At 70.1% G+C, this 22188-nt stretch carries 22 protein-coding genes; 15 read left to right on the top strand and 7 right to left on the bottom strand.

All coding sequences use genetic code 11. From position 1 onward, the window contains the following. Positions 1–79 precede the first annotated feature (79 nt). Positions 80–1003, top strand: coding sequence for a LysR substrate-binding domain-containing protein (locus tag ABD798_RS26005; RefSeq protein WP_344879884.1), 924 nt, complete (start codon positions 80–82; stop codon positions 1001–1003). Positions 1004–1091: 88 nt separating this feature from the next. Here ABD798_RS26005 and ABD798_RS26000 read toward each other — a convergent pair whose 3' ends face one another. Further along, positions 1092–1688 (bottom strand): short chain dehydrogenase, encoded by a 597-nt coding sequence (locus ABD798_RS26000; RefSeq protein ID WP_344879881.1) that lies wholly within the window; start codon positions 1686–1688, stop codon positions 1092–1094. Positions 1689–1757: 69 nt separating this feature from the next. Here ABD798_RS26000 and ABD798_RS25995 point away from each other — a divergent pair, with 69 nt between their 5' ends. After that, entirely contained in the window at positions 1758–2639 is an 882-nt protein-coding gene (locus ABD798_RS25995) for a LysR family transcriptional regulator (protein ID WP_344879878.1), read from the top strand. Here the strand turns inward: ABD798_RS25995 and ABD798_RS25990 are convergent. Then, on the bottom strand, positions 2602–3933 hold the full coding sequence (locus tag ABD798_RS25990; protein ID WP_344879875.1) for an FAD-dependent monooxygenase: 1332 nt from the start codon (positions 3931–3933) through the stop codon (positions 2602–2604). The genes ABD798_RS25995 and ABD798_RS25990 overlap by 38 nt on opposite strands. A gap of 46 nt (positions 3934–3979) precedes the next feature. Between ABD798_RS25990 and ABD798_RS25985 the strand changes: the two genes are divergently transcribed. From ABD798_RS25985 to ABD798_RS25965, 5 genes are all read left to right on the top strand, one after another. Beyond that, positions 3980–4387 (top strand): MerR family transcriptional regulator, encoded by a 408-nt coding sequence (locus ABD798_RS25985; protein WP_344879872.1) that lies wholly within the window; start codon positions 3980–3982, stop codon positions 4385–4387. Next, on the top strand, positions 4384–4947 hold the full coding sequence (locus ABD798_RS25980) for a hypothetical protein (RefSeq protein ID WP_344879869.1): 564 nt from the start codon (positions 4384–4386) through the stop codon (positions 4945–4947). The genes ABD798_RS25985 and ABD798_RS25980 overlap by 4 nt, the downstream gene beginning before the upstream one ends. Before the next feature lie 21 nt (positions 4948–4968). After that, positions 4969–5886: an alpha/beta hydrolase gene (locus tag ABD798_RS25975; RefSeq protein ID WP_344879866.1), complete on the top strand. Its 918-nt coding sequence runs from the start codon at positions 4969–4971 to the stop codon at positions 5884–5886. A gap of 187 nt (positions 5887–6073) precedes the next feature. After that, positions 6074–6715, top strand: a complete 642-nt coding sequence (locus ABD798_RS25970; RefSeq protein ID WP_344879863.1) for a lipase family alpha/beta hydrolase — start codon at positions 6074–6076, stop codon at positions 6713–6715. A 21-nt stretch (positions 6716–6736) separates the two neighbouring features. Next, complete coding sequence (locus tag ABD798_RS25965; protein ID WP_344879860.1) at positions 6737–9301, top strand: GH36-type glycosyl hydrolase domain-containing protein; 2565 nt, start codon at positions 6737–6739, stop codon at positions 9299–9301. Between the two features lie 180 nt (positions 9302–9481). Here ABD798_RS25965 and ABD798_RS25960 read toward each other — a convergent pair whose 3' ends face one another. Genes ABD798_RS25960 through ABD798_RS25950 form a run of 3 tightly spaced genes read right to left on the bottom strand, consistent with a single transcriptional unit; the run spans position 9482 to position 11408 of the window. Next, the gene (locus ABD798_RS25960; protein WP_344879857.1) at positions 9482–10393 is read right to left on the bottom strand and encodes an isoprenoid biosynthesis enzyme family protein; all 912 of its coding nucleotides are present in this window, start codon (positions 10391–10393) and stop codon (positions 9482–9484) included. 43 nt (positions 10394–10436) lie between these two features. Beyond that, positions 10437–10853 (bottom strand): MmcQ/YjbR family DNA-binding protein, encoded by a 417-nt coding sequence (locus ABD798_RS25955; RefSeq protein ID WP_344879854.1) that lies wholly within the window; start codon positions 10851–10853, stop codon positions 10437–10439. A gap of 3 nt (positions 10854–10856) precedes the next feature. After that, positions 10857–11408, bottom strand: coding sequence for a P-loop nucleotide/nucleoside kinase family protein (locus ABD798_RS25950; RefSeq protein WP_344879850.1), 552 nt, complete (start codon positions 11406–11408; stop codon positions 10857–10859). A 352-nt stretch (positions 11409–11760) separates the two neighbouring features. On the opposite strand from ABD798_RS25950, the gene ABD798_RS25945 reads away from it, so the two are divergent. The 5 genes from ABD798_RS25945 (at position 11761) to ABD798_RS25925 (ending at position 17731) form a co-directional block, all read left to right on the top strand. Then, a complete protein-coding gene (locus ABD798_RS25945) occupies positions 11761–13437 on the top strand; it encodes a glycosyl transferase (protein ID WP_344879847.1) in 1677 nt (558 codons plus the stop codon). Positions 13438–13733: 296 nt separating this feature from the next. Continuing rightward, positions 13734–14855 (top strand): HNH endonuclease signature motif containing protein, encoded by a 1122-nt coding sequence (locus ABD798_RS25940; protein WP_344879844.1) that lies wholly within the window; start codon positions 13734–13736, stop codon positions 14853–14855. A 116-nt stretch (positions 14856–14971) separates the two neighbouring features. Continuing rightward, positions 14972–16234 carry an MFS transporter gene (locus ABD798_RS25935; RefSeq protein WP_344879841.1) on the top strand — a complete coding sequence of 421 codons (1263 nt, stop codon included), beginning with the start codon at positions 14972–14974 and terminating at the stop codon, positions 16232–16234. A gap of 58 nt (positions 16235–16292) precedes the next feature. Beyond that, positions 16293–16727: a nitroreductase family deazaflavin-dependent oxidoreductase gene (locus tag ABD798_RS25930; RefSeq protein ID WP_344879838.1), complete on the top strand. Its 435-nt coding sequence runs from the start codon at positions 16293–16295 to the stop codon at positions 16725–16727. 86 nt (positions 16728–16813) lie between these two features. Next, positions 16814–17731 carry a streptomycin biosynthesis protein gene (locus ABD798_RS25925; protein ID WP_344879835.1) on the top strand — a complete coding sequence of 306 codons (918 nt, stop codon included), beginning with the start codon at positions 16814–16816 and terminating at the stop codon, positions 17729–17731. Here ABD798_RS25925 and ABD798_RS25920 read toward each other — a convergent pair. Further along, positions 17715–18617, bottom strand: a complete 903-nt coding sequence (locus tag ABD798_RS25920; RefSeq protein ID WP_344879832.1) for a LysR family transcriptional regulator — start codon at positions 18615–18617, stop codon at positions 17715–17717. The two genes, ABD798_RS25925 and ABD798_RS25920, sit on opposite strands and share 17 nt — an antisense overlap. A gap of 83 nt (positions 18618–18700) precedes the next feature. On the opposite strand from ABD798_RS25920, the gene ABD798_RS25915 reads away from it, so the two are divergent. Continuing rightward, positions 18701–19555: an EamA family transporter gene (locus ABD798_RS25915; RefSeq protein WP_344879829.1), complete on the top strand. Its 855-nt coding sequence runs from the start codon at positions 18701–18703 to the stop codon at positions 19553–19555. Between the two features lie 221 nt (positions 19556–19776). Here ABD798_RS25915 and ABD798_RS25910 read toward each other — a convergent pair whose 3' ends face one another. Beyond that, complete coding sequence (locus tag ABD798_RS25910) at positions 19777–20259, bottom strand: DUF6194 family protein (protein ID WP_344879826.1); 483 nt, start codon at positions 20257–20259, stop codon at positions 19777–19779. A 167-nt stretch (positions 20260–20426) separates the two neighbouring features. On the opposite strand from ABD798_RS25910, the gene ABD798_RS25905 reads away from it, so the two are divergent. Continuing rightward, entirely contained in the window at positions 20427–21251 is an 825-nt protein-coding gene (locus tag ABD798_RS25905; RefSeq protein WP_344879823.1) for an SAM-dependent methyltransferase, read from the top strand. Positions 21252–21314: 63 nt separating this feature from the next. Next, on the top strand, positions 21315–22154 hold the full coding sequence (locus ABD798_RS25900; RefSeq protein WP_344879820.1) for a helix-turn-helix domain-containing protein: 840 nt from the start codon (positions 21315–21317) through the stop codon (positions 22152–22154). The last annotated feature ends 34 nt before the right edge of the window (positions 22155–22188 follow it).

The following is a 22188-nucleotide window of genomic DNA, read 5'->3' as shown; positions in this document are numbered from 1 at the left end:
CTAGGTCGGGTCAACCGTGCGGGTCCATCGATGATTTATGCTCAGCCTGTTCGGATGAAGCGATCAGTCCGGAGTGCCCGTGCTCAGTCCCTGGCGCCTGCGCCTGCTGGTCCAGCTGGAGAGCCTGGGCACCATCCGCGCGGTCGCCGAAGCGCTCGCGATGAGCCCGTCGTCGGTCTCGCAACAGCTCTCCGTGCTGCAACAGGAGGCGCGCGCGACGTTGCTGGAGCACCACGGCCGCCGGGTGAGCCTGACCCCGGCCGGAGTGCGGCTCGCGGCGCACGCCCGGGAGATCCTGCGCTCCATCGAAGCGGCCGAGGCGGATCTGACGTCGCGGCGCACCGAACCCGTCGGCGACGTTCGGGTCGCGGCGTTCTCCAGCGCACTGCGCGCGGTCGTGCTGCCCGTCGCGGCCGAGCTGCGGCGGAGCCATCCCCGGTTGCGGCTCACGGTCACCGAGCTGGAGCCCCACGACGGCCTGCGGATGCTGCGGCGCGGTGAGGTCGACGTGGCGGTCGTGTACGACTTCGCCGACGGCTGGCTCCCCGTCGACGCTCAGGTCCGGTACGTGCGCCTGGGCAGCGATCCGGTGGTTGTCGTTCTGCCGCAAGGACATCCGGGCGCTTCGGCGGAGGAGCTGGAGCTGGGGTCGATGGCGGGGGAGCGGTGGGCGATGGACCGGCCCGCGTGCTACCTGTCCGAGCTCGTGCTCCGGCGGTGCCGTCAGGCCGGGTTCGAGCCCGAGATCGCCGGGCACTTCGGCAGCTACCCGCTGCTGCTCGACCAGGTGCGCCTCGGGTTAGCGGTGGCGGCGCTGCCCGCGCTGGCCGTGGACGAGCGGGACGGCGTGGTGGTCCGGCCGCTCGTCCCCGCGCTCACCCGGATCATCCACGCCGCCCTGCCCGTCGGTCCCGCCCCCACCGCCGCCGTCGACGTGGTCCTCGCCGGCCTCCGGGCCCACGGCGTCACCCCCACCCCGCGAACGCCGCGTTTGGTGCGTTGAGCGCGCTGAACGGGTCGTTTGGTGCTCCCAACGCACTAAACGACCCGTTGAGGGCTTAAGTGGCCTGCGGGAGGCGGTGTGTGATGGGTCAGGGGATGTAGACCTGGCCGGTCTGGGCGCCCTCCACCGAGCGGACGTACGCCTGGGCCACGTCGGAGAGGTTCACCGGCGGCATGCCCGGGAAGGAGTCGCCGTAGTCCGCGAGGCTCTCGGTGAACACCGACGGGCTCACGGCGTTGACGCGCTGCGGAGCGATCTCGATGGCCGCGGCGCGCACGAACGCCTCGACGGCGCCGTTGGCCATGGACGCCGCGGCACCCGCCGGGATCGGCTCGCGGCTGAGCACGCCGGTGATCAACGTGAAGGAACCGCGCTCGGCGATGTGCTGAACGCCTTGGCGCACAAGGTCGATCTGGCTGAGCACCTTGCCGTGGAAGGCCTTCAGGTAGTCCTCGGGCGCCAGGTCGGCGAGCGGCTTGAACGGCACGTCACCCGCCGCGCTGACCACGGCGTCGACAGGTCCGGCCGCCGCGTACAGGGCCGCGACTCCGGCGGGGTCGGTGATGTCGTGGCGGAGGTCCCCGGCGCTGCGGCCGACGGTGCGGACCTCGTGCCCGCGCCCGGCGAGGGTCTTGTGCACGGCAGCGCCGAGCTTCCCGGTCGCGCCGATCAACAGGATTCTCATGGCCCCGACGCTACGAGCGCGCGCGACCGGAGTGAAATGCCGTCTGCGCGGCGTTTATGCTCGGTGGTTATGAATGTGGAGGTGCGGCACCTGCGGGCGCTCGCGGCGATCGGTGACGAGGGCACGATCACCGACGCGGCCGTCGCGCTGCGCATGAGCCAGCCCGCGCTCTCGCGCACCTTGGAGCAACTGGAGCGACGTCTGGGCACGCGCCTGGTCGAGCGCACCACGCGCAGCCTCGCGCTGACGGCGGCCGGGAAACGCCTGTGGGAGCACGCGCACCGCATCCTCAACCAGCTCGACGACGCCCTCACGGAGGCATCCGCCGAAGCCGCCCCGCGACCGCTGCGCGCCGCTTTCGCCTGGGCGATGCTCGGCAAGCACACCGTGCCGCTGCTGCGAGCTTGGCGCGAACGCCGACCTGACGTCCCGGTCGAAGTGCGCCGCGTGGACGATCCCGAAGGCGCTCTGCGCAGGGGCGAGGCCGACGTGGCGTTCCTCCGCACGGAGCCCAGCGGGGAGTTCTCCAGGTTGGCGCTGATGCGGGAGGAGCGCGTGGTGGCGCTGCCCGAGCACCACCCGCTCGCCGCGCAGAGCACCGTGCGCCTGGCGGACCTCGTCGAGGAGTCGGTGGTGCTGTGCTCGACGGCGGCGACGTCCGGGGCCGAGCTGTGGCCGGAATCCGCGCGCCCCCACGTCTTCCAGGTGCCGGGCGTCTACGAGTGGCTCACCACGGTCGCGACCGGCGAGGCGGTCGGCGTGACCACCGAGGGCACCAGCCACAGCCACCCGCACCCCGGCGTGCACTACCTCGCGCTGGCCGACGCCGACCCCGTGACCGTCCACCTGGCCTGGCCGCTCACGCCGCCGCACCCCGCAACCGCGCAGTTCTGCGAGCTGGTTCGCCGTCAGCTCACGCCGTCCACGCCACGATCCCGTCCGGGCGGATGAGGGTCGGCCCGTCCACGACGCGCCAGCCGGAACCGTCCACTGTGGACACAGTTTGGTCCGCGTCCAGCCAGCGGTGCGGGTAGCGGGAACCGACCACGACGCTGTCCACCAGCACATCGGTCTCGGTGTCGCCGTAGGCGTAGAACATCATCGCGCGCAGGTAGTCCTCCGCGATCGACGTCGACGGGTCCGAGTCCCCGTCCAGGTAGGCCTCGTGCAAGCGTCGCGACAGCGCCTGCGATGCCTCGGCAGCGGCACGGCGTTCTGGCTCGTAGGTGTCCAAGAAGCAGGGTTTGCCGCTGAGCGCGGCGGCGAGCTTCCACGCGAGGTTGTGCCCGTCCTGGATTCCGGTGTTCATCCCGAGCCCACCGGCTGAGCTCTGCACGTGAGCGGCGTCGCCGACCAGGAAGGCTCGACCGCTGCGGAAGGAGTCGGCGATGCCGATCGCTGCCGTCCACGCGGTGACCGCGTCGAGCCGGATACTCGCCCGCTCGTCGCCGATCGCGGCCCTGAGCAGGCGGATGGTGTCCTCTTCCGACAGTTCGGAGGGACCGCCCGGTTTGCCGGGGTAGTCCATGATGTGCGAGGACCACTGGTCTCGGCCGTTCTTGGAGAAGATCGTGGCGTAGACGTGCTCGTTGCGGACGAAGCACCTGGTCGTTCCCCACTGGTCGACGATGTCGCCGAGGTCCGCGCGGTAGAAGGCCGTGTTGAGGTGTGCGACCGCGCGCAGGTCCGACATCGCGATGCCGAGCCCGTCGCGGACGTGGCTCCTCGCGCCGTCGGCGCCGATGAGGTAGTCGGCGGTGATCTGCTCCCGCACGCCCGTCCGCTCGTCGACGACGGTGGCGGTGACGACGAGATCGGTCATGGTGAAGTCGAGCAGGCGCACGCCCAACCGCACGCGGTCACCGAGACGGCGGAGCACGAGCAGCTGGATGTCCCGCTGGGACAGGCTGAGGCGGGAATCGACGGGACTGCACGTCCGCAGGCGCCGCGCGTACTCCGGCGGAAGGTCGCCGCGGTGCAGGACGTTGCCCTTCCCGCTGTCCTTGAAGACGGTGCTCATGGGCGGTGACGCGCGCCAGCCCGCCTCGGTGAGCTCCTCGCCCATGCCGAGCGAGCGGAAGATCTCCACCGTCCTCGGGCTGATGTCCGCGCGCGGCGGGGCCTCGGTCGGATCGCGCTTGTCGATCACCAGGGAGTCGACGCCCCAGTGCGCGAGGAACGCCGCGGTCGACAGGCCGACCGGTCCGGCGCCGACGACGAGGACCGGCACGTGTGTTGTTCGCATGCGACCACCCTTTCCGCTCAAGTCGGCTTGAGTGCAAGATGGGCGCGTGCACTCGATCAGCGCGGTGGCGAAGGCGTTCGGCGTCCCGATCTCCACGCTGCGCTACTACGACGAGCTCGGCCTGCTCGCCCCGGCGGAGCGCAGGGGCAACGTCCGCCACTACGGGCGCGAGGAGCTGAAGCGGCTGGCGCTCATCCAGCGGCTGCACCACCAGGGCCTGGTGAGCCTCGCCGACACGGCCGAGCTGCTGGGCGAAGGCGCACGGGGCCGAGAGGTGCTGACGGCGACGGCCGCCGCGCTGGCGGAGCGCATCGCCGAGCTGACCGGAGCCCACCGCCTGCTCGAACACCTGTTGACCTGTCCCAACACCGATCCGGTTCGGGACTGCACGAAGATGAGCGCGGAGCTCGACGGCATCGTCGACTCGGCCCTCGCTGATCAGGAGACCCGGTGACACTGAACGGTTTTGACTCGCTGCTGGTGGAGCAGCCCTGGAGCGCTTCGCGTCACCTGTGGAGCACGCGCTACGAGTGCGCCGTCTACAGCGAGCAGGGCGCGCCGCTGGCCACGGTGACCGAGCGCAAGCGGCTCGGCCCGCTGAGGAAGCTCCTGCGCGCCACGGGGTTCTCCGGGCGCACGGTGTTCGACCTCGTTGTGGCGCAACAGGGTTACCCGGTGCTGTCCATCCACAAGGGAATGGGGCGGCCACCCACCACCGTGGCCAGGCCCGACGGTGTGGCACTCGGATCGGCGCGGCACGTGCGGCGCGGGGTGTACGCGCTGCTCGATCCGGCAGGGAACCAGATCTGCCTGTTGCACGAGGTCGTCGCGTTCACACCGGGCGCGATCACCAAGCGGGACGGGCGGAGGGTGCGCCAGGACTCGCTTCGGTTGCGCCCGAATGTTGCTGAGCCAGTGCGGTCATTGGCGCTCGCGACGTGCTTCGCTTATGACGTGGTGCGCGGGATCGGGACGAACCACACCAGCGATGCGTTCGACTTTCCCGTCGGCTGAGCCCGACCTCTGGAGGTACTGATGCGCCGTGCGCTCGGCATCGCCCTGCTCCTGCTGATGACATCGATGCACGGCGCGGCCGCTGAGCCGCCTCGCGGGGGAGAACTGCGGAGCGCCTCGGTGCACTCACCCGCGCTCGGCGAGGACATCCAGTACACGGTCTACCTGCCGCGCGGCTACGACCGGGACAAGGCGCGGCGCTTTCCGGTGCTGTACCTGCTGCACGGGCGCGGCGACTCGATGAGCGCGTGGACGCGGGTGAAGCCGGACCTGGACCGCATGATCGCGCGCGGTGAGATCCCGCCGGTGCTGGCCGTGCTGCCGGACGCGCCGTGGAGCTCGCGCGGGAACTACTACGTCGACTCCGCGCACACCAGCGGACGTGCGGTGGAAACCGCGTTCACCCGAAATCTCGTGTCTCATGTGGACAGTGCTTTGAGGACGGTCGCGGCGCGCGACGGCCGCCTGGTCGGCGGCTATTCGATGGGTGGCGCGGGCGCACTGCGCTACGCGTTGGCCCATCAGGACCAGTTCGGCCACGCGGTGGTGCTTTCGCCCGCCGTCTACACGCCGCTTCCTCCCGCCGACTCCTCCGTTCGTGAGTTCGGCGCGTACGGTTCCGGCGCGCTGCTCTTCGACGAGCAGGTCTACCAGCGGCTGAACTACCCGAGCCTGCTTCCGTTGCTGCGCAAGGAGATGCCGACTCGCCTGTACATCGCGGTCGGCGACGACGAGTGGCCCAACCCCGATCCGGCCGAGGCGCGCCACGACATCGACTTCGAGTCGGCCGCGCTCTACAACGCGGCCCGGCGCGGGCCCGGGGTCACGGCGGAGTTGCGAATCAGCAACGGCGGGCACGACTGGGCGGTGTGGCGGCCCGCCTTCGCCGACGCGTTGCGGCACTTCGCGCCGACTTTGCGAGCTTCGTGCGCGTGTTGACCCCCTAGCTCGGTCCTATGGGCCGTGCCGGTGACACGGATTGTGCACGCGTGATCACGCAGAGCACCATGATCTCGCGTCAGCTTACCGACTGATAAGTAGGTGAGCTTCCCTTGGCGGAGGGAGCACGACGATGTGCTCGACCGGGTGGAGGATTCCGAGACCACTGCTGATCACGTTGGTGCTCATGGGTTTGCTGACCCCCGCGTCGGCGGCCGCGAGCACACCGGGCCGCAGCCCCGTGGTTCTGCTGCACGGCTGGATGAGCTCGTCACTGCCCTACCTGGCGATGGGCGTTTCGCTGCGCCAGGACGGGTACCCCGTCTACATGATCGACTTCCCCGGCCAGGACAACCTGGTCAACGCCGCCGTGGTGGCGGACGTGGTCGATCGCGTCGCGGCTCGGCACCACAGCCGCGTGCACCTGGTGGGCCACAGCATGGGTGGCCTGTCGACCAGGCACTACATCAAGTTCCTGGGGGGAGCGCGGCGCGTGGACCAGTACGTGTCCATGGGCTCGCCGCAGTACGGCAGCGCCGAGGCGTGCCTGCTCCCGGAGAGCGGGGGCGGCCAGATGTGCCGCACGAGCCGGTTCCTGGCGGAGCTGAACGCCGGCGACGACACGCCAGGACCGGTGCGCTACACCACCATTCGCAGCACGGAGGACGTCCCGGCGCGGGCCACCTGGCTCGACGGTGGCGCGTGCTTCCACGACATCCCCGGTGTGCCGCACGTGCTGGAGCCCGTTTCGGCGGCGTTCATCGCGGCGGTGCGCAAGACTCTCGGCGGCACGTGCCCAGGTCGGTTCGTGGTACTGCCGCCGTCCTGAACAACGACCGGAGGGAACTCGATGAACGACGCCGAGCGCCATGGCGGGATCTTCGGTGACTGGACCACGGACGACGCGGGGTTGCCCGCGTTCGAGTACACCCTGGACCAGCGCACCGATCCCCGGGCGGAGTGGGACACCCAGCTGCTCGGGCCGTCCCGGCTGCACTGGCACCAGCTCGGCAACGACCGGATCGTGGCCATCTCCACCAACGACGGGTGGACCCAGCTGTACTCGCACGAGCGGGGTCCGCGCTGGATCAACAAGCACCGCGAGGGCGACGGCGCCTTCGCGGGCGGTGTGTCGTACCTGCGGGACGAGGACAACGGCTCGGTGTGGTCGACGTTCTACGCCGACCTGCCGGAGGAAGCCGTGGTGCGCCGGGTCTTCGGCTGCGGCTACTTCCGCGTTGTGGTGCGGCACAACGACATCGAACTGGACCGCGTGGTGTTCGCGCCGTTCGGTGAGAGCCGTCTGCTGTGCTCGTACGTGGTCGTGCGCAACCTCGGTGGGACCTCGCGGAGGTTGCGGCACGGCGAGTACTGGGACGTCTGGGTGCACAACCTCGACCTGGGCACGATGGGGGTCGACCCGAACGAGGAGAGGGACCGCACCTCGGCCCGGGCGTACAACGGCTACCGAGCCGACTGGAACGACTCGGTCGGCGGGCTGCTGGCGCGCCACCCCAAGGGAAAGCTGTCCCACGAGATCCCGTTCCCCGTCGGCAGGACGGCTCGCACGCAGCCCGACGTGGTGTGCGTTCCGGTCGGCACGACGGTGGACGGGTGGACCGCCGAGCGCGCTTCGGTGTTCGGCGACGGCGGGCGCGGGTGCCCAGACGGGCTGGTGAAGCCGATGGGGCAGGCGCACCCCGGAGGCGGCGGGCAGGACGTGGCGTTCCTGCTCACCACCGACTTCGAGCTGGCGCCCGGCGAGCAGCGCGTGCTCGGATTCGGTTACGGCGCAACGCCTCCCGAGGAGACCGCGGACGAAGTGGCTCGGCTGGGAGATGATCCCGCCGCGTTGTTCGAGTCGACCTCGCACGCGTGGCGCGGCGTCCTGCCGAAGGTGGACTACGGGCGCGAGGAGTGGGTGTCGCGCGAACTCGCGTGGAGCGCCTACTACCTGCGCTCCGGCGCGACCTACCACCACGGCTTCCGCGCGCACACGCTGTCGCAGGGCGGTGCCTACCAGTACCTCGGCGGCTTCAACGCCGGTCCGCGCAGCACGATGCAGAACTCGCTGTCGCAGGTCTGGCTCGCCCCGGAGCTCGCCGCAGACGCGCTGCGCTTCACGATGTCGGAGACCACGCCCGAGGGCGAGATCGCCTACGCGGAGGTGGGAACCGGCTCGTGGGAGCACATGATGTGGTGCCCCTCCGACAACGACATGTGGTTGCTGTGGCTGGTCTCCGAGTACGTGCTGGCCACCCGGGACCGCGCTTTCCTGCGCCAGTCCGTGTCGTACTGGCCCGCGCCGTACACGAGGCCGGAGCCGGTGTGGGAGCACTGCCTGCGCGCGGTGCACCACCTGCTCAACGACGTCGGGGTCGGCGCGCACGGGCTCATCAAGGTCCGGCTCGGCGACTGGAACGACATGGTGGTGGCCGAGTCCGGCGTGCCGATCGACCGCGTGTGGGAGGAGGGCGAGAGCACGCTCAACACCGCGATGGCCGTGCACGTGCTGCGCCGCTTCGCCGAGCTGGCGGAGTACGCGGGCGAGCACGCCACCGCCGCTGACGCCCGTGCCCGCGCGGAGGGCTTCGCCGAGGCCGTGCGCGCGTGCTGGCGCGGCCGTCACCTCAACCGCGGTTGGACCTCCAGCGCCACCGAAGTGGGCCACAGCGACCTCTTCCTTGAGCCGCAACCGTGGGCGCTGATCACCGGCCTGCTCGACGAGGAGCAGGCGTCGACGCTTGTCGAGGAGATCACCACGAGGTGCGCTGATCCCTTGGCGGCAAGGGTTTTCGCCGATGGCGGTGAGGGGTGCGCGCCACTGGCCGGCGGCGGCCAGTGGTACGCGATCAACTCCACGCTGGCCTGGGGTCTGTCCACAGTGGACAAGCAGCGCGGCTGGGCGGAGTTCCTGGCGAACACCCTGGCCCACCACGCCGAGACCTATCCGGAGACGTGGTTCGGCGTGTGGTCCGGCCCGGACAGCTACCTGCCGTCCACCGCCGACCGCCCCGGCGAGACCTGGTCGTGGCCGGGCGCGTTCTCGATGCAGGCGTGGCCGGTGCAGATCCTGTTCGCGCACTCCGAGCCGCTGAACGCCGCGTTGTGGCTCGCCGGGATCCAGCCGACCGCGCGGGGCCTGCGGATCGCGCCGCTGCTGCCCTTCGAGGGGTGGAGCTGGGACGGCGGTCTGCTCGCGGTCTCCTACCAGCCCGACGCCGTGCGCGGCGAGCTGGGCGCGCTGGCCGCCGAAGTGGTCGAGATCGAGGTGGTGCTGCCGAGTTCGTTGCGGGACAAGGAAGTCGCGGTGACGGTGGCTGGCGCGAAGACGACCGCGCGCCAGTCCTCCGGCACGGTTCACTTCCGTCTTCCCGTGGCTCCCGGACGGCGTGCTTCGTTCGAGATCAGCTAGGGCGCGATTCGCAGATCTCGTTCGATGAGAGTCTGCCCGGCCGCAGGCCGTAGTCGGGCTACTGCGAGGTAGTTCCTGGCAAGACTCGGGGGAGGACGCGTACCGGTGTTGTACGTGGCCTTCGCCGAGGCGCAGCCAGGGGCGGGCTCGGCCCGGCTATCGCGAACACGGATCTGGGAATCACGCCCTGGCCCAGGGACAGGTGCAGCCGGAGGTGACGAGGTTGGTCGCCTCCGGCAGCCGCGGGCGCGGGAACGCCTGCTGCCAGTCGTGGTGGCCGCGCGTCCAGGACCCGAGCCCGGTGACGTAGCGGTCCACCGCGTCGATCTCCGGCTTGTCCAGCTCCAGGCCCGCCATCATCTCCGGCAGGTCCTCGCGGACGCGCTCGAAGGCGCGCATGTCCTCGCTGGCCCGATCGACGGCTTCCCGGTCGTCGGCCCCGCACGCCGACCACGCGGTGACCCGACTGGTGATCAACCGCAGGCTGCGCAGCTGCGGGCTGTCGTGCGCGGTGACCGGGACTTCGCACTCCAGCAAGGATTCCAGCAACTCCGGCACCAGTTCGAAGTCCAGCCGACCGCCGTGCAGGTAGGACACCGCGGAGGCGGTGAACGAGCGGGTCGCGCGCACCACCCAGTCCGGCGTCATGCCCTCGCGCAGCTCCGACCAGAGCCCCGCCCACACGCACACACCGTGGCTCGTGCCCTGCGCGGCGCGCTCGGTGTGGCACGCCTCGACGAGGTCCTTGACGTGGTCGGCGGCCAGCCGGGGTTGCGCGGCGGCGAGGCGGGGGAGCTGGTCGCGCCAGACGAGCGCCCAGCCGAGCACGCGCATCGCCAGGTCGAGCCGCTCCGGCGCGGCGGCCGGGACAGCGCGCGCGGCGAGCGCCGGGACGCCCGCGTCGTCGTAGCTCTCGTACCAGGATTCGGCGGGCGGGAGCAGGCCGATCGAGCGGGCCCAGCCGGGGTGGTCCTCGGCGACGGTGTCGACGTGCGGGTTGACGGTCAGGTCGAACGGGATGGGGAAGTCCAGTGCTCTGAGCATGGCGCAGCCGTTCTCGTGGTGAGCCGGGCGGAGTCCGTCGACCACCATCCCGCGTCCGCCACGCCCGGCGAAAGCGGCCAATGAGGGGGTGTCAGCGGGCTTCGTCCCCGGTGTCGTCGCTCGCGCCGTCCAAGAACTGCTTCGCCAGCCGCTTCGGCGCGAGGCCCAGCCACGCGTCGGTCAGCAGCTCCTCCAGCGCCGCGACGTCGATCGCCGCCAGCCGCACCAGCACCGACGCGTGCCCGTCGAAGTGCGGCGTGGTGAAGCACGGCCCGTCCGCCTCGGCCAGCAGCGCTTCCTTCGCGCCGAGGTCCGGCACCCGCACCCCGAGGATCGGCCCGGTGGGGGCCGCGTCGCCGAGCGCTTCGAGATCGCCTCGGCGCAGCGGGCGCTCCCAGGCGAACGCCTTGTCCTTGACCCGCCACGCGGGCGCGCTGTCGTAGGTCGGGCGCTCGGTCGTCTCCGGGAGCGCGAGTGCGATGCGGCGGACGTCGTCCCAGGTGGCCATCGGTCAAGCGTAACGCTGGGGCGGGGTCCGGCGCGGCAGCGCGAAGTGCTCGGCGATCACCTTCGCGGCGGCCTCCGCGTCGCTCGTCTCGGTGTCGATGTCCACATCGGACGGTGGCTGTTCCGAGGCGGTGTGCGAGTCGCGGACGCTGCGCAGGACGTCGAGGTCGACGAGCTTGTGGAACTCCGAGCGGCTCGGCTGGGCGATCCTGCGCTCCTGCTCGGACCGGCTGACCAGGAGCCGGGCGAAGCGGACTCGGCCGCCGTGGGACTCGACGGCCTCGCGGACGCGCTCGGCGAACCCGGCGGGCACGGTCGGCTCCGGCGCGAAGGTGAAGATCAGCGACGTTTCGGCCCTGGCCGCATCGGTCATCACGTCCAGCCACATCCGCTCGCGCAACCGGATGAACGGCTCGGTGCCGAACGGGAAGACGGTGGTCAGCAGGTCGACGACGAGGTGGTTGTGGAACACCGGGTAACCGACGCGCTCCGACAGGGCGCGAGCGACGGTGAGCTTGCCCGAGGCGGCGGGACCGTGCAGGAAGACGAGATCCATCCGCCCACGTTGGCAGCGCCTCGCCCCGTCGTCCATCCGGTTTCCCGGAGGTGGCCGGGCCCTGTCCTGCACGTCATCAGGTTCGCCGGTCTTCAAGACCACCCAACCCCCGCCCCAGCCGTCTTCAACGACAGCAAACCCCTGCAAGACCGCGGGGTTTGCGGTGGTTAGCGATGATCAACAGCGGGGTTTGGGGGTCTTGAAGACCGGCGAACCCCCGGCGGCACCGTGACCGGAACACGCGGCGCAACCGCTTACAGGACAGGCGCTAGGATCGGGCCCCGCCAGGTGTCGCGTGACAGGTGTCGAGTGACACACAACGAAACACCACTACCGATCGGTATTAGCAGGTGTGAGCCGCTCCAACCGCTTCATCCCGCCGCTGGTCTACCTGGCGCTCGCCTTCTTCGTGTACCTGTACCTGTGGCGCAGCCCTGGGAACAACTTCCTGGTCAACGGCGGCCAGGACCAGAACATGTTCGAGTGGTTCCTCGCCGCGGGCGCCAAGGCGGTGACCTCGCTCGCCAACCCGCTGCACTCCGATCTCCAGAACTACCCGCTCGGCGTGAACATGATGGCCAACACCACGGTGTTCGGCCTCGGTGTTCCGCTCGCGCCGATCACGCTGCTGTTCGGGCCAACCGTCACGTGGACGATCGTGCTGACCGGCTCGCTCGCGGGCACGGCGTGGGCCTGGTTCCACGTGATGCGCAAGGAGTTCGGCCACTCGTGGGCGGGCGCGCTGATCGGCGGCGGGTTCTGCGGCTTCGCGCCGTCGGTGATCTCCCACGGCAACGGTCACCCGAACTTCGTCGCCCTGTTCGTGCTGCCGTTCATCGTCGCCCGCGCGCTGCGCATCGCCAAGGGGACGCGGCCGGTCCGGGACGGCGTGATCCTCGGCCTGCTGATCACCTACCAGATCTTCATCGGCGAAGAGCCCCTGCTGCTGTGCGTGGTCACCCTCGCCATCGCGCTGCTCGTGCACACCGCGGTGCGCTTCTCCGAGGTGCGCGCGATGCTGCTGCCGCTGGCGAAGGGCTTCGGCGTCGCCGCCGGACTGTCCATTGTGGTCTGTTCGGTGCCGCTGTGGTGGCAGTTCTTCGGGCCGCAGAGCTACTCCTCGCTGCGCCACGGCGGCGGCAACGACGTCGCCGCGCTCACCGCGTACGCCACCAAGTCCGTCGCGGGCAACAAGTACGAGGCCGCGATGCTGTCCATGAACCGCACCGAGGAGAACGCGTTCTTCGGCTGGCCACTGATCATCTTCGTCATCGCGATCTCGATCGTGCTGTGGCGCGTGCGCCCGGTCCGCACGATCGCCCTGACGGCGGCCGTGATGGCGGTGCTGTCGCTGGGAGCCGTCATCGTCGTCAACGGCACCGAGACCGTGCCCGGCCCGTGGGCGCTGTTCGGCGGACTCCCGCTGTTCGGGTCCGTGCTGCCGTCGCGCTTGGCCATGGCGTGCGTGCCGCTCATCGGCCTGCTGCTCGCGTTCGGCACGGACCACCTCGCCGGAATGGGCCGCTACCGAGTCCTCTGGTTCGGCATGATCACCGCCGTCCTGCTGCCGATCGCCCCGACCCCGCTCGACGCCAGCGGCCGTCCTTCACCGCCGGAGTTCTTCGCCTCGGGACTGTGGCGGGACTACGTGGACGACGGTTCGGTGGTGGTCGTTCCGCTGCCGGACCCGGGAGACGCCCGGGCGCTGTCCTGGCAGGCGAAGACCGGAATGGGTTTTCGCCTGGCCGAGGGATATTTCGTGGGGCCTGCTGAGGATCGGTTCGGGACTTATGGGGCTGTGCGGCGCAAGACTTCGGACTTGTTGGCCCGGGTTCGCGATGGTGGCGTGGAGATCACGCCCGCGGATAAGGCGGCGGCCGTGGAGGACCTGCGGTATTGGCGAGCGGATGTCGTGGTGTTGACGCCGGAGGAGAGGAGTGGGTTGGTGGGGCCCGCTGTGGCGTCGTTGTTGGGGCGGGACGGGGTTTTTGTGGGTGGGGTTTGGGTTTGGGATGTTCGGGGGCTTTAGGGTTTTTTGGCGGGGGGCTTCCTGGTGCTTCCAGCCTGCGCCGGTTCCTGCGTGGCGCGCTGGTTCCTGCGTGGGGTCGGCTTGACCTGGGAACCCCTTGCGCGTGCCCTTGGGCCTTACAGGGGCACGGGATAGAACACCCGGCCCTCGCGCGAGCGTATGGCACGCGCACCCCAGGTAAAGCCTCGGTTTGTTGGCGGCTTGCGTTCCAGCGTGGGGCGTTTCGGTGTTTTGGACGCCTGGGAATTCATTCTTTAGAGCCATGATCGACTATTATTTGCGGGTATTATTGGGGTATGACCCTCGATGAACTCTTGGTCGAGGTTGAGGCGAAACAGGCCGCTCTGTGTCATGCGAAAGCGGAACTCGCCACAGCCTTGATCACATTCCACGTCGCCGCCGACGATCGCGATTACCGGTTCGTGCAGAATGAGATTGCCTGTGCCCTGCATATCTCCCGGCGTGGTGCTGATCGGATCTTGTCCAACGCCTCCGAACTCACCGAACGCCCTCGCGTGCTCGCAGCCCTGGCGGCCGGGGAGATCGACGAAAGCAAGGCGTTGTTGATCGTGGATCAGATCCGCATCCTGAAGGAACCCCAGACCTCGATCGCCGAGGCCAACCTCCTGGAGTACGCGCCTACCCGCACCTACACCTCGATCCGACGCCGTGCGCAGACGTTGATCCACAAACTCGACCCCAAGGCCGCCGATCTCCGTCACGAGGAGAAGCGCAAGCGGCGTCTGGTGGAGAAGATCAACCTCGACGACGGCATGGCGGAACTGCGCCACACCATGACCGCGCATGACACCGCGATGGCCTTCGACCACGTCGACCGGATCGCGAAATCTCTGCCCAAGGATGACCGCACCCTGGACCAGAAACGAGCCGACGTCGCCCGAGACCTGCTGCTGGGCTTGGATACTCCGGCGCCGCAAGGCCAGACGATGGTCTACCTCACCATGCCCATCACGGCACTCCTCGGTCTCACCGATGATCCAGGCATGCTGGCCGGATACGGACCCACCCCCACCCACGTCGCCCAAGACATCGCAGCAGGCGGCATCTGGAAACGCATCCTCACCGACCCGGTCACCGGGATGGCAGAAGAGGTCAGTGACGCCTACCGGCCGTCGCCGAAACAGCGAGAGCTGATCAACGCCCGCTACCCGCGCTGCACAGCGATCGGGTGCCAGCAGCCGTCACACCGCTGCGACCTCGACCACTGCTGCCCGTTCGACGGAACCAACACCACCATCCGCAACCTGCGGCCGAAGTGCAGGCACCACCACACCATGAAGACGCACTCCAATTGGCGCTGCGAGAACCTCGACGACGGCACCCATCGGTGGACCACACCGGCCAAGCGCAGCTATGACACCGAACTCGAACCCATCGCGGAACCCGCACCGTTCTGACGGGAAGGGCTTCGGGCCGGGGCGAACAGTGCTGAGCGCCACGGCGGCCGAGCTTGCCGGGGTTGGGGTGGGCGAGAAAGCTTCGGTGGGACCACAGCTGGGGAGGAACGGCCACCGTGCAACGCAGGATCGCCTTCGCATCGTTCGCGGGCACAGCGATCGAGTTCTTCGACTTCTTCGTGTACGGGACGGCGGCGGCGCTGGTGTTCCCGACGTTGTTCTTCCCGGCGCTGGGGGCCACGGCGGGGACGGTGGCGGCGTTCGCCTCGTTCGCGGTGGCCTTCGTGGCGCGGCCGGTGGGGGCGGTGCTGTTCGGGCACCTCGGGGATCGGTTGGGGCGCAAGCGAACCCTGACCTACACGTTGCTGTTGATGGGCGTGTCCACGGTGGGAGTCGGCCTCCTGCCGAGCGCGGCGTCCATCGGGGTGGCCGCGCCGGTGATCCTGGTGGTTCTCCGCGTGCTGCAAGGGATCGCGGTCGGCGGGGAATGGGGCGGGGCGGCGCTGCTGGCCGTCGAGCACTCCGAGCCGGGGCGGCGCGGGCGAGCCGGGATGTACCCGCAACTGGGGCCGGGGACGGCGTTCGTCCTGACCAGCGCGACCTTCCTGATCAGCGGGGTGACGATGAGCCGCGAAGCCTTCCTGGCGTGGGGCTGGCGGATTCCGTTCCTGCTGAGCGCGGTGCTCATCGCGGTCGGGCTCTACGTGCGGTTGCGGATCGCGGAGACACCGGTGTTCACCGCCGCCGAACCGAGCCGGCGGCTGCCGTTGCGGACGGCGTTCTCGGCGCACACACGGCACATCCTGCTCGGCGGCGGAGCGTTGAGCGCGGCGTTCGGGCTGAACTACATCGGCACGGTGTACCTGACCAGCTACGGCACGACCGTGCTCGAGCTGTCGCAGCCGACGATGCTGCTGCTCGGGGTGATCGGCGGGATCGTGCTGGTCGCAGCCACGGCGGCGGGGGCGTTGCACTCCGATCGGGTGGGTCGGCGGCGGGTGATCCTCGGCGGCAACATCGCGGCGGTGGTGTGCGGGCTGGTGGTGTTCCCGATCATCGACACCGGATCGGTCGTGCTGGTCGGAGCGGGTCTGTGCCTTCTCCTGGCGATCGGCGGCGGTGTGCTCGGCCCGGCCGCGGCCTTCATGGCGGAGCTGTTCGAGACCGAGCACCGGTACACGGCGGTCGGGTTGAGCTACAACCTGGCGACGGTGCTCGGTGGCGCGGTTCCCCCGTTGGTGGCAACGGCGTTGCAGGCCTCGTACGGCAGCATCGCGGTCGGCGCGCTGATGGCGGTGTACGGAGTGGTGTCGGTGGCGTGCGTGCTGGCGCTCCCGGAGACGCGGCAGCGGTCACTCGAACGGCTGGCACGGGAATAGCGGTGATCTTGGCGCCGTTGCCCGAAGGGCAGATGCCTCGAACTCAAGGAGCGTTGCCATGCCTCTGACCGGCGACTACGAGCCCAGCCCCACCGAATGGGTGCGCCAGCAGGTCGAGCAGTACGAGGGCTCGGGCGGCACCGAGGGCACGACCATGCGCGGGCTCCCGGTGATCATCCTGACCACGAAGGGGAAGAAGTCCGGCAAGCTCCGCAAGACCCCGCTGATGCGCGTGGAGCACGAGGGCGCCTACGCGGCGGTGGCCTCGCTCGGCGGAGCTCCGAAGCACCCGGTCTGGTACCACAACGTCGTCTCCCACCCCGAGGTCGAACTCCAGGACGGCACCGAGCGCCGCGACTACGTGGCCCGCGAGGTGACCGGCAACGAGAAAGCGCTCTGGTGGCAGCGCGCGGTCGCGGCCTTCCCGGACTACGCCGATTACCAGGAGAAGACCGAGCGCGACATCCCGGTCTTCGTCCTCGAACCGGCCTGATCCGGCCGCGTCACCGATTCACGGGGCGTGACCGGCCGGGGGAGCGGCGTTAGCTTCAAGGCTCCCCCGGCCTTCAAGGAGACGTCGTGACCGTCCAGCAGGATGTCGGCACCCAGCCGCGCGAGCGAGCGAGGATGCCGATCGCCGAGCTGCGCGACAGCGACTCACCCAGGCTCGGCGGAGTGGACGAGGAACACGCGCGGCGCATCGCCGAGCAGCCCGACCCGCTCCCGCCGATCCTGGTGTGCCGCTCCACCATGGCGGTCCTCGACGGCAGGCACCGGCTGCGCGCCGCTGAACTGCGCGGTGAGGACACCGTCGAGATCGAGCTGTTCCACGGCGACCCGGACGCGGGCTTCCTGCTCGCCGTCCGCCGCAACGCGCTGTCCACAGTGGACCGCAAGGCGGCGGCCATGCGCCTGGTCAGCACCTACCCGGAGTGGTCGGACCGGCGGATCGCGGCCGCTGCCGGGCTCTCGCCGAAGACCATCGCCGCCGCGCGGGCCACCGCACCCGTGCCCCGGCAGAGCAGCCGGATGGGCCTGGACGGCCGGGTCCGCCCGCTCGACAGGGTCACCGGGCGCATGCGCGCGGCCGAGCTGCTCGCCAGCGCCCCCGGCTCGTCGTTGCGCGAGGTCGCCGCGGCGGCCGGGATCAGCATCGGCACCGCCAAGGACGTGCGCGAACGGGTCCGGCTCGGCCAGGACCCCGTCGGTCCGCGCCGCCGCGAGGACGAGCCGAACGCGCCCCAGGGCTTCACCGACTCGCTGGAGCTGCTGAACAACCTGCGGCGCGACCCCTCACTGCGCTGCTCCGAGGTGGGAAGGGGAGTGCTGCGGCTGCTCGGCGCGCACTTCCTGGACCGCCGCGAGTGGGACCGCTTCGCCGAAGCGGTGCCCCGGCACTGCGCCAAGGGCATGGCCCAGATCGCCCGGCAGTGCGCGGAAGCGTGGTCCGACTTCGCCGACAAGGTCGAGCGGCGGGCGACTAGGGAACGGCGCTGAGCCGCTTCTCCACCAGCTTTTCCAGCAGCAGAGCCAGTGGCGGCCACGTGCTGCGGCCCTTGCGGATCACCGCGTAGGAGCGCAGCCGCACCTCGGGCTCGGCGAGCGGGAGCAGCCGGACACCCGCGCGGTGCGGGCGATCGGCGGGCAGCAGGCCGACGCCGAGCCCCGCGACGATCATCTCCTCTACCAGGTCCAGGCTGTCCGCCTTGTGCCGCACGGCCGGGCCCGCTCCGGCCAGCGAGGTGAGCACGCGCACCACGTCCTCGTCGGCGCGGTTGCGGGAGTTGCCGATCAGGTCGTGCTCGCGGAACGCCTCGAACACCGCGAGCGCGTTCCCGGACACCCCGGCCGCCAGGTGCTCGGGGACGCCGAGCGCCCACGGCGCCGTCCACAGTGGACTTGACTCCAGCGACGGGTCCAGCGGTGCGGGGGCGAGGTTGTAGTCGTAGACCATCGCCAGGTCCACCTCGTCGGCGACGAGCAGCGCGAGCGACTCGGCGGGCTCGTGCTCGTGCAAGGTCATCCGCAGGCCGGGGTGGCTGTCGGCGAACTCCAGCACCAGCGGCAGCAGTGACCGGCTGATCGCGGTCGCGAAGCCCGCTGTGCGCACCGTGCCGACGGGATCGGTGCCGGGGTGCAGGTCCGCGCGCGCCGACTCGACCGCCGCCAGGATCGTCACCGCGTGCTCGGCCAACCGCCGCCCCGCCGGGGTGAGCCGGACCCGCCTGCCGTCCGGTTCGAGCAGTGGCGTTCCCACTTCGCGTGCCAGCACCGCGATCTGTTGGGAGACAGACGAAGTCGTGGTGCTGAGCGCGTCGGCGACCGCGCGCATCGATCCCAGTCGGGACAGTTCGAGCAGCAGCTGCAACCGCCGGGTCTCCATGCCTCCATTGTCCACAAGTCGCGAACATTTTGTTCGCATTTGCGTGGTGGACGCGAATGGTCTCGGTTTCGTTTACTGACCGCATGACCTCCTCGACCCGCTCCGGCGCCGCGATGGTGCTCGCCGCGACGCTGTCCGTGCAGCTGGGCCTCGCGGCCTCGGTCGGCCTGTTCGAGCGGATCGGGCCGGACGGCGCGGCGTGGCTCCGGCTGGCATGGGCGGGTGTGCTGCTGCTGGTCCTGGTGCGGCCACGGCCGTCGAGCTTCAGCCGCTCCGCGTTGCTGGCCGGGATCGCGCTCGGCGTCGCGACGGCCGGGATGACCTTGCTGTTCATGGCGGCGGTCGCGCGCATTCCCCTCGGCACGGCCGCCGCGCTGGAGTTCCTCGGGCCGTTGGGGGTGGCCGTGGCCAGCGGGCGCGGCGCTCGCCTGGTGTGGCCGGTGCTCGCCGGGCTGGGCGTGTTGCTGCTGACCGAGCCGTGGCACGGCGGCGCCGATCTGGTCGGCGTCGTGTGCGCTCTCGGGGCTGCGGTGTGCTGGGCGGCCTACATCCTGCTCACGCGGAAGGTCGGTGATGAGGTCGCGGGGATTCGCGGTTTGGCGATCTCGATGCCGACAGCCGCGGTGGTCGCCACGCTGTGCGGCGGACCGGCGGCGGTGGGGGCGCTGACCTGGGAGTTGGTGCTGGTCGGGCTCGGGCTGGCGCTGCTGCTGCCAGTGATCCCGTACAGCCTGGAGATGCTCGCGCTGCGACGGCTGGACACGGCGGCCTTCGGCACGCTGCTCAGCCTCGAACCCGCCGTGGCACTGGTGACCGGACTCGTTGTGCTGCACCAGGTTCCGAGCCTCAGCGCGCTCGGCGGCGTCGCGCTGGTCGTCGTAGCCTCCGTCGGCGCCGAGCGCACCGGAGCCCGTGTCCCCGCCCCCGTCCCGGGCTAGTGCCTGTCCTGCAAGTGGTTGCGCTGTGCATCCCGGTCACGGTGTCGCTGGGGGTTGGGGTGTCTTCAAGACCCCCAAACCCCGCCGTTGATCATCGTTAACCTCCGCAAACCCTGTGGCCTTGCGCGGTTTGCTGTCGTTGAAGACGGTGGGGGTGGGGGTTGGGTGGTCTTGAAGACCTGCGAACCTGATGACTTGCAGGACGTGCCTTCCGTCCCGGGCTAGGCGCGGTCGCGGCGGGCGCGCTTGTTGGCGTGCTTGCGGGCCACGAATTCGTGCGCCTCCTCCAACATCGGGCGAATAGTGTCCATTGTGGACTCCGTCGGGTTGACCACGGACACCCAGTACTGGGAGGCGTAGATCGGGTGCGGGACGATCTGGTCCCTGGTGTCGTGGTCGAAACCGGTGTCCAGCACGCCCTTCTCGTCGCGCTCCGTCGGCGCGGCGCCGAAGAGCGAGGTGTAGGTGGCCTTCGTCAGGCCGCTGTTGAGCCGGTAGGCGCCGGGCTCGTCGAGCCGGGACACGGTGTCGTAGTGATCGCCGGTGACGATCGTGGCGTACGGGAAGGTGCGCTCCGGCGGGATGTCGCCGTCTGGGTCGTGGATGAAGAACAGGTCACCGGCGTTCTCCATCACGGTGGTTCCGGCGAAGCTGTCCACGATGTGCCGCCGCAGTTCGTCGGCGTCGATCCGGCGAGAAGTCATGCTTCAAGTTTCTCATTGAACTCCTTTTGGAGGGTTGGCCTTGACTGAGGTGTTCTCTTTGCGGTGAACCTTCAAATCGTGTGTTCAAGTGCGCTGGTGGGAAACGACCTCTCCCTGGGAACAATGACCGGCTCCGACCCACGACTGACATCCGCCGGAGCGCGACCATGACGACCCCCGAGCCGATTCCCGTGCGGCAGACCGCTGACTGGATAGCAGCGCGGCGCGCGATGGAGTACGAGGAGACCGAGCCGTTCGTGCGCGACCCGCTCGCGGCGCTGCTGGTGCCGACCGGGGCCAGGGCGATGATCGTCGGCTTGCACGGCAAAGGCATCTCCACCAACGCCGCCGTCATCCGGGGCAGGCTCGGTGACGAGGCCGTGCTGCGCGCGGTCGTCGACGGTGTCCGGCAGGTCGTCTGCCTCGGAGCGGGTTCCGACACCCGCGCGTACCGGCTGAGCCTGCCGGGGAACCTGGCGTACTTCGAGATCGACCTTCCCGGACAGCTGCTGACGAAGTCCCGGAGGCTGGAGGGTTTCGTCCCCCGGAGCCGCTACGCCATTGTCGAGACCGACCTCACCGGGGACTGGGTGCCCGCGCTCACCGAGGCCGGGTTCCGTGCCGAGCTGCCGACGCTGTGGCTGCTCGAAGGACTGCTGCCACACCTGCCGCTGTCCGAGTGCGACCGGCTGATCGCGAGACTCGGTTCGGTGTCCGCGCCCGGCTCGCGGTTGCTCGCCGACGCGCTCGACTCGGAGTTCTTCGCCGCGCCCGCCAACGCGCCCGTCGTGGAGCTGGGGCGCTCGCTCGGCCGGTCGCTGACCTCGATCGACGAGCCCGGCGCGTGGCTGGCCCGCCACGGCTGGACCGCTCAGGTGCACCGGGCGGACGCGCTCGCGGGCACGGGGCACCCGTTGCTGGAGGAGGCGATCCCGCCGCGCCTCGCCGAGGCCCAGGCGGGGCTGAACTACCTCTACGCCACCCGCGCCTGACTCGCCGCTGTCGCTGTCAAATCCAGTGTGGTCCTTCTGCGGGGCGTCGGCGATGCTGTGGGCGTGGAGTACGTGTCCAGAGCGCCGCGACCACCGCTGGTCGGGCTGATCGACGACTTGTACTACCTGGAGGGCGCGCCGCCGTACGCGCGGCTGACGTTGCCGCCTGCGCCGTCGGCGTTGCTCGTCGTCAACCTCGGGGCGCCGTTCCGCATCCGCGCCGGCGCCGACATCGAGGCGGCCGAGTACGCCGACGGCTGCGTGATCACCATGCCCACCCGCGCGTACGAGTTCAGCTATCCACTCCGGACCCGCTCCGTCGGCGTGCACTTCAAGCCGTGGGGGCTCGCGCCGTTCCTGCCGATGCCCGCGGGCGAGCTGTGCGACCGGCCGGTGACGGTGGAGCAGGTGTGGGGCCGGACCGCCGTCGCCGAGCTGCGCGACCGGATGTCCACTGTGGACGGACCGCGCGAGATGCTCGCGCTGCTCGAAGAGGAGTTGGCGCGACGGCTGCGCGAGACCGCGGGCCTGGGGCTGGTCCGCCACACGAGCGGCGTCATCGCGGCGGCCAGCGGGGCGGTGGCGATCGGCGAGCTGAGCGTGGCGGCCGGTGTCAGCAGCACTCATCTGGCGCGGCGGTTCAAGGAGCTCATCGGCATCACGCCGAAGCGGCTGGCCCGCAGCCACCGCTTCACCGCCACCGTGTTCGCGATCGACCCGGCCGACCCGGTCGACTGGGGCGAGCTCGCCGGTGGCGCCGGCTACTTCGACCAGGCCCACTTCGGCCACGAGTTCCGGGAGTTCACCGGGCTCACGCCGACCCGCTACCTCGAAGTCCGGCGGCGGTTCCTGCGCGAACACCCCGGCCACACGCTGGACGGCTGGCCGTTGCCCGCCGATTGATTTCTTACAAGAACACCGGCTCGCGGCAGGCTAA

This window comes from Allokutzneria multivorans, from assembly GCF_039537405.1.
GTDB lineage: Bacteria > Actinomycetota > Actinomycetes > Mycobacteriales > Pseudonocardiaceae > Allokutzneria > Allokutzneria multivorans.
This window is presented reverse-complemented; position numbering and strand designations above follow the sequence as displayed.

Coding starts and splice junctions, on each gene's coding strand:
- ABD798_RS26000 (WP_344879881.1), bottom strand. CDS start 1,688: ATGAGAATCCTGTTGATCGGCGCGACCGGGAAGCTCGGCGCTGCCGTG.
- ABD798_RS25995 (WP_344879878.1), top strand. CDS start 1,758: ATGAATGTGGAGGTGCGGCACCTGCGGGCGCTCGCGGCGATCGGTGAC.
- ABD798_RS25990 (WP_344879875.1), bottom strand. CDS start 3,933: ATGCGAACAACACACGTGCCGGTCCTCGTCGTCGGCGCCGGACCGGTC.
- ABD798_RS25975 (WP_344879866.1), top strand. CDS start 4,969: ATGCGCCGTGCGCTCGGCATCGCCCTGCTCCTGCTGATGACATCGATG.
- ABD798_RS25970 (WP_344879863.1), top strand. CDS start 6,074: ATGGGTTTGCTGACCCCCGCGTCGGCGGCCGCGAGCACACCGGGCCGC.
- ABD798_RS25965 (WP_344879860.1), top strand. CDS start 6,737: ATGAACGACGCCGAGCGCCATGGCGGGATCTTCGGTGACTGGACCACG.
- ABD798_RS25960 (WP_344879857.1), bottom strand. CDS start 10,393: ATGGTGGTCGACGGACTCCGCCCGGCTCACCACGAGAACGGCTGCGCC.
- ABD798_RS25955 (WP_344879854.1), bottom strand. CDS start 10,853: ATGGCCACCTGGGACGACGTCCGCCGCATCGCACTCGCGCTCCCGGAG.
- ABD798_RS25950 (WP_344879850.1), bottom strand. CDS start 11,408: ATGGATCTCGTCTTCCTGCACGGTCCCGCCGCCTCGGGCAAGCTCACC.
- ABD798_RS25940 (WP_344879844.1), top strand. CDS start 13,734: ATGACCCTCGATGAACTCTTGGTCGAGGTTGAGGCGAAACAGGCCGCT.
- ABD798_RS25930 (WP_344879838.1), top strand. CDS start 16,293: ATGCCTCTGACCGGCGACTACGAGCCCAGCCCCACCGAATGGGTGCGC.
- ABD798_RS25920 (WP_344879832.1), bottom strand. CDS start 18,617: ATGGAGACCCGGCGGTTGCAGCTGCTGCTCGAACTGTCCCGACTGGGA.
- ABD798_RS25915 (WP_344879829.1), top strand. CDS start 18,701: ATGACCTCCTCGACCCGCTCCGGCGCCGCGATGGTGCTCGCCGCGACG.
- ABD798_RS25910 (WP_344879826.1), bottom strand. CDS start 20,259: ATGACTTCTCGCCGGATCGACGCCGACGAACTGCGGCGGCACATCGTG.
- ABD798_RS25905 (WP_344879823.1), top strand. CDS start 20,427: ATGACGACCCCCGAGCCGATTCCCGTGCGGCAGACCGCTGACTGGATA.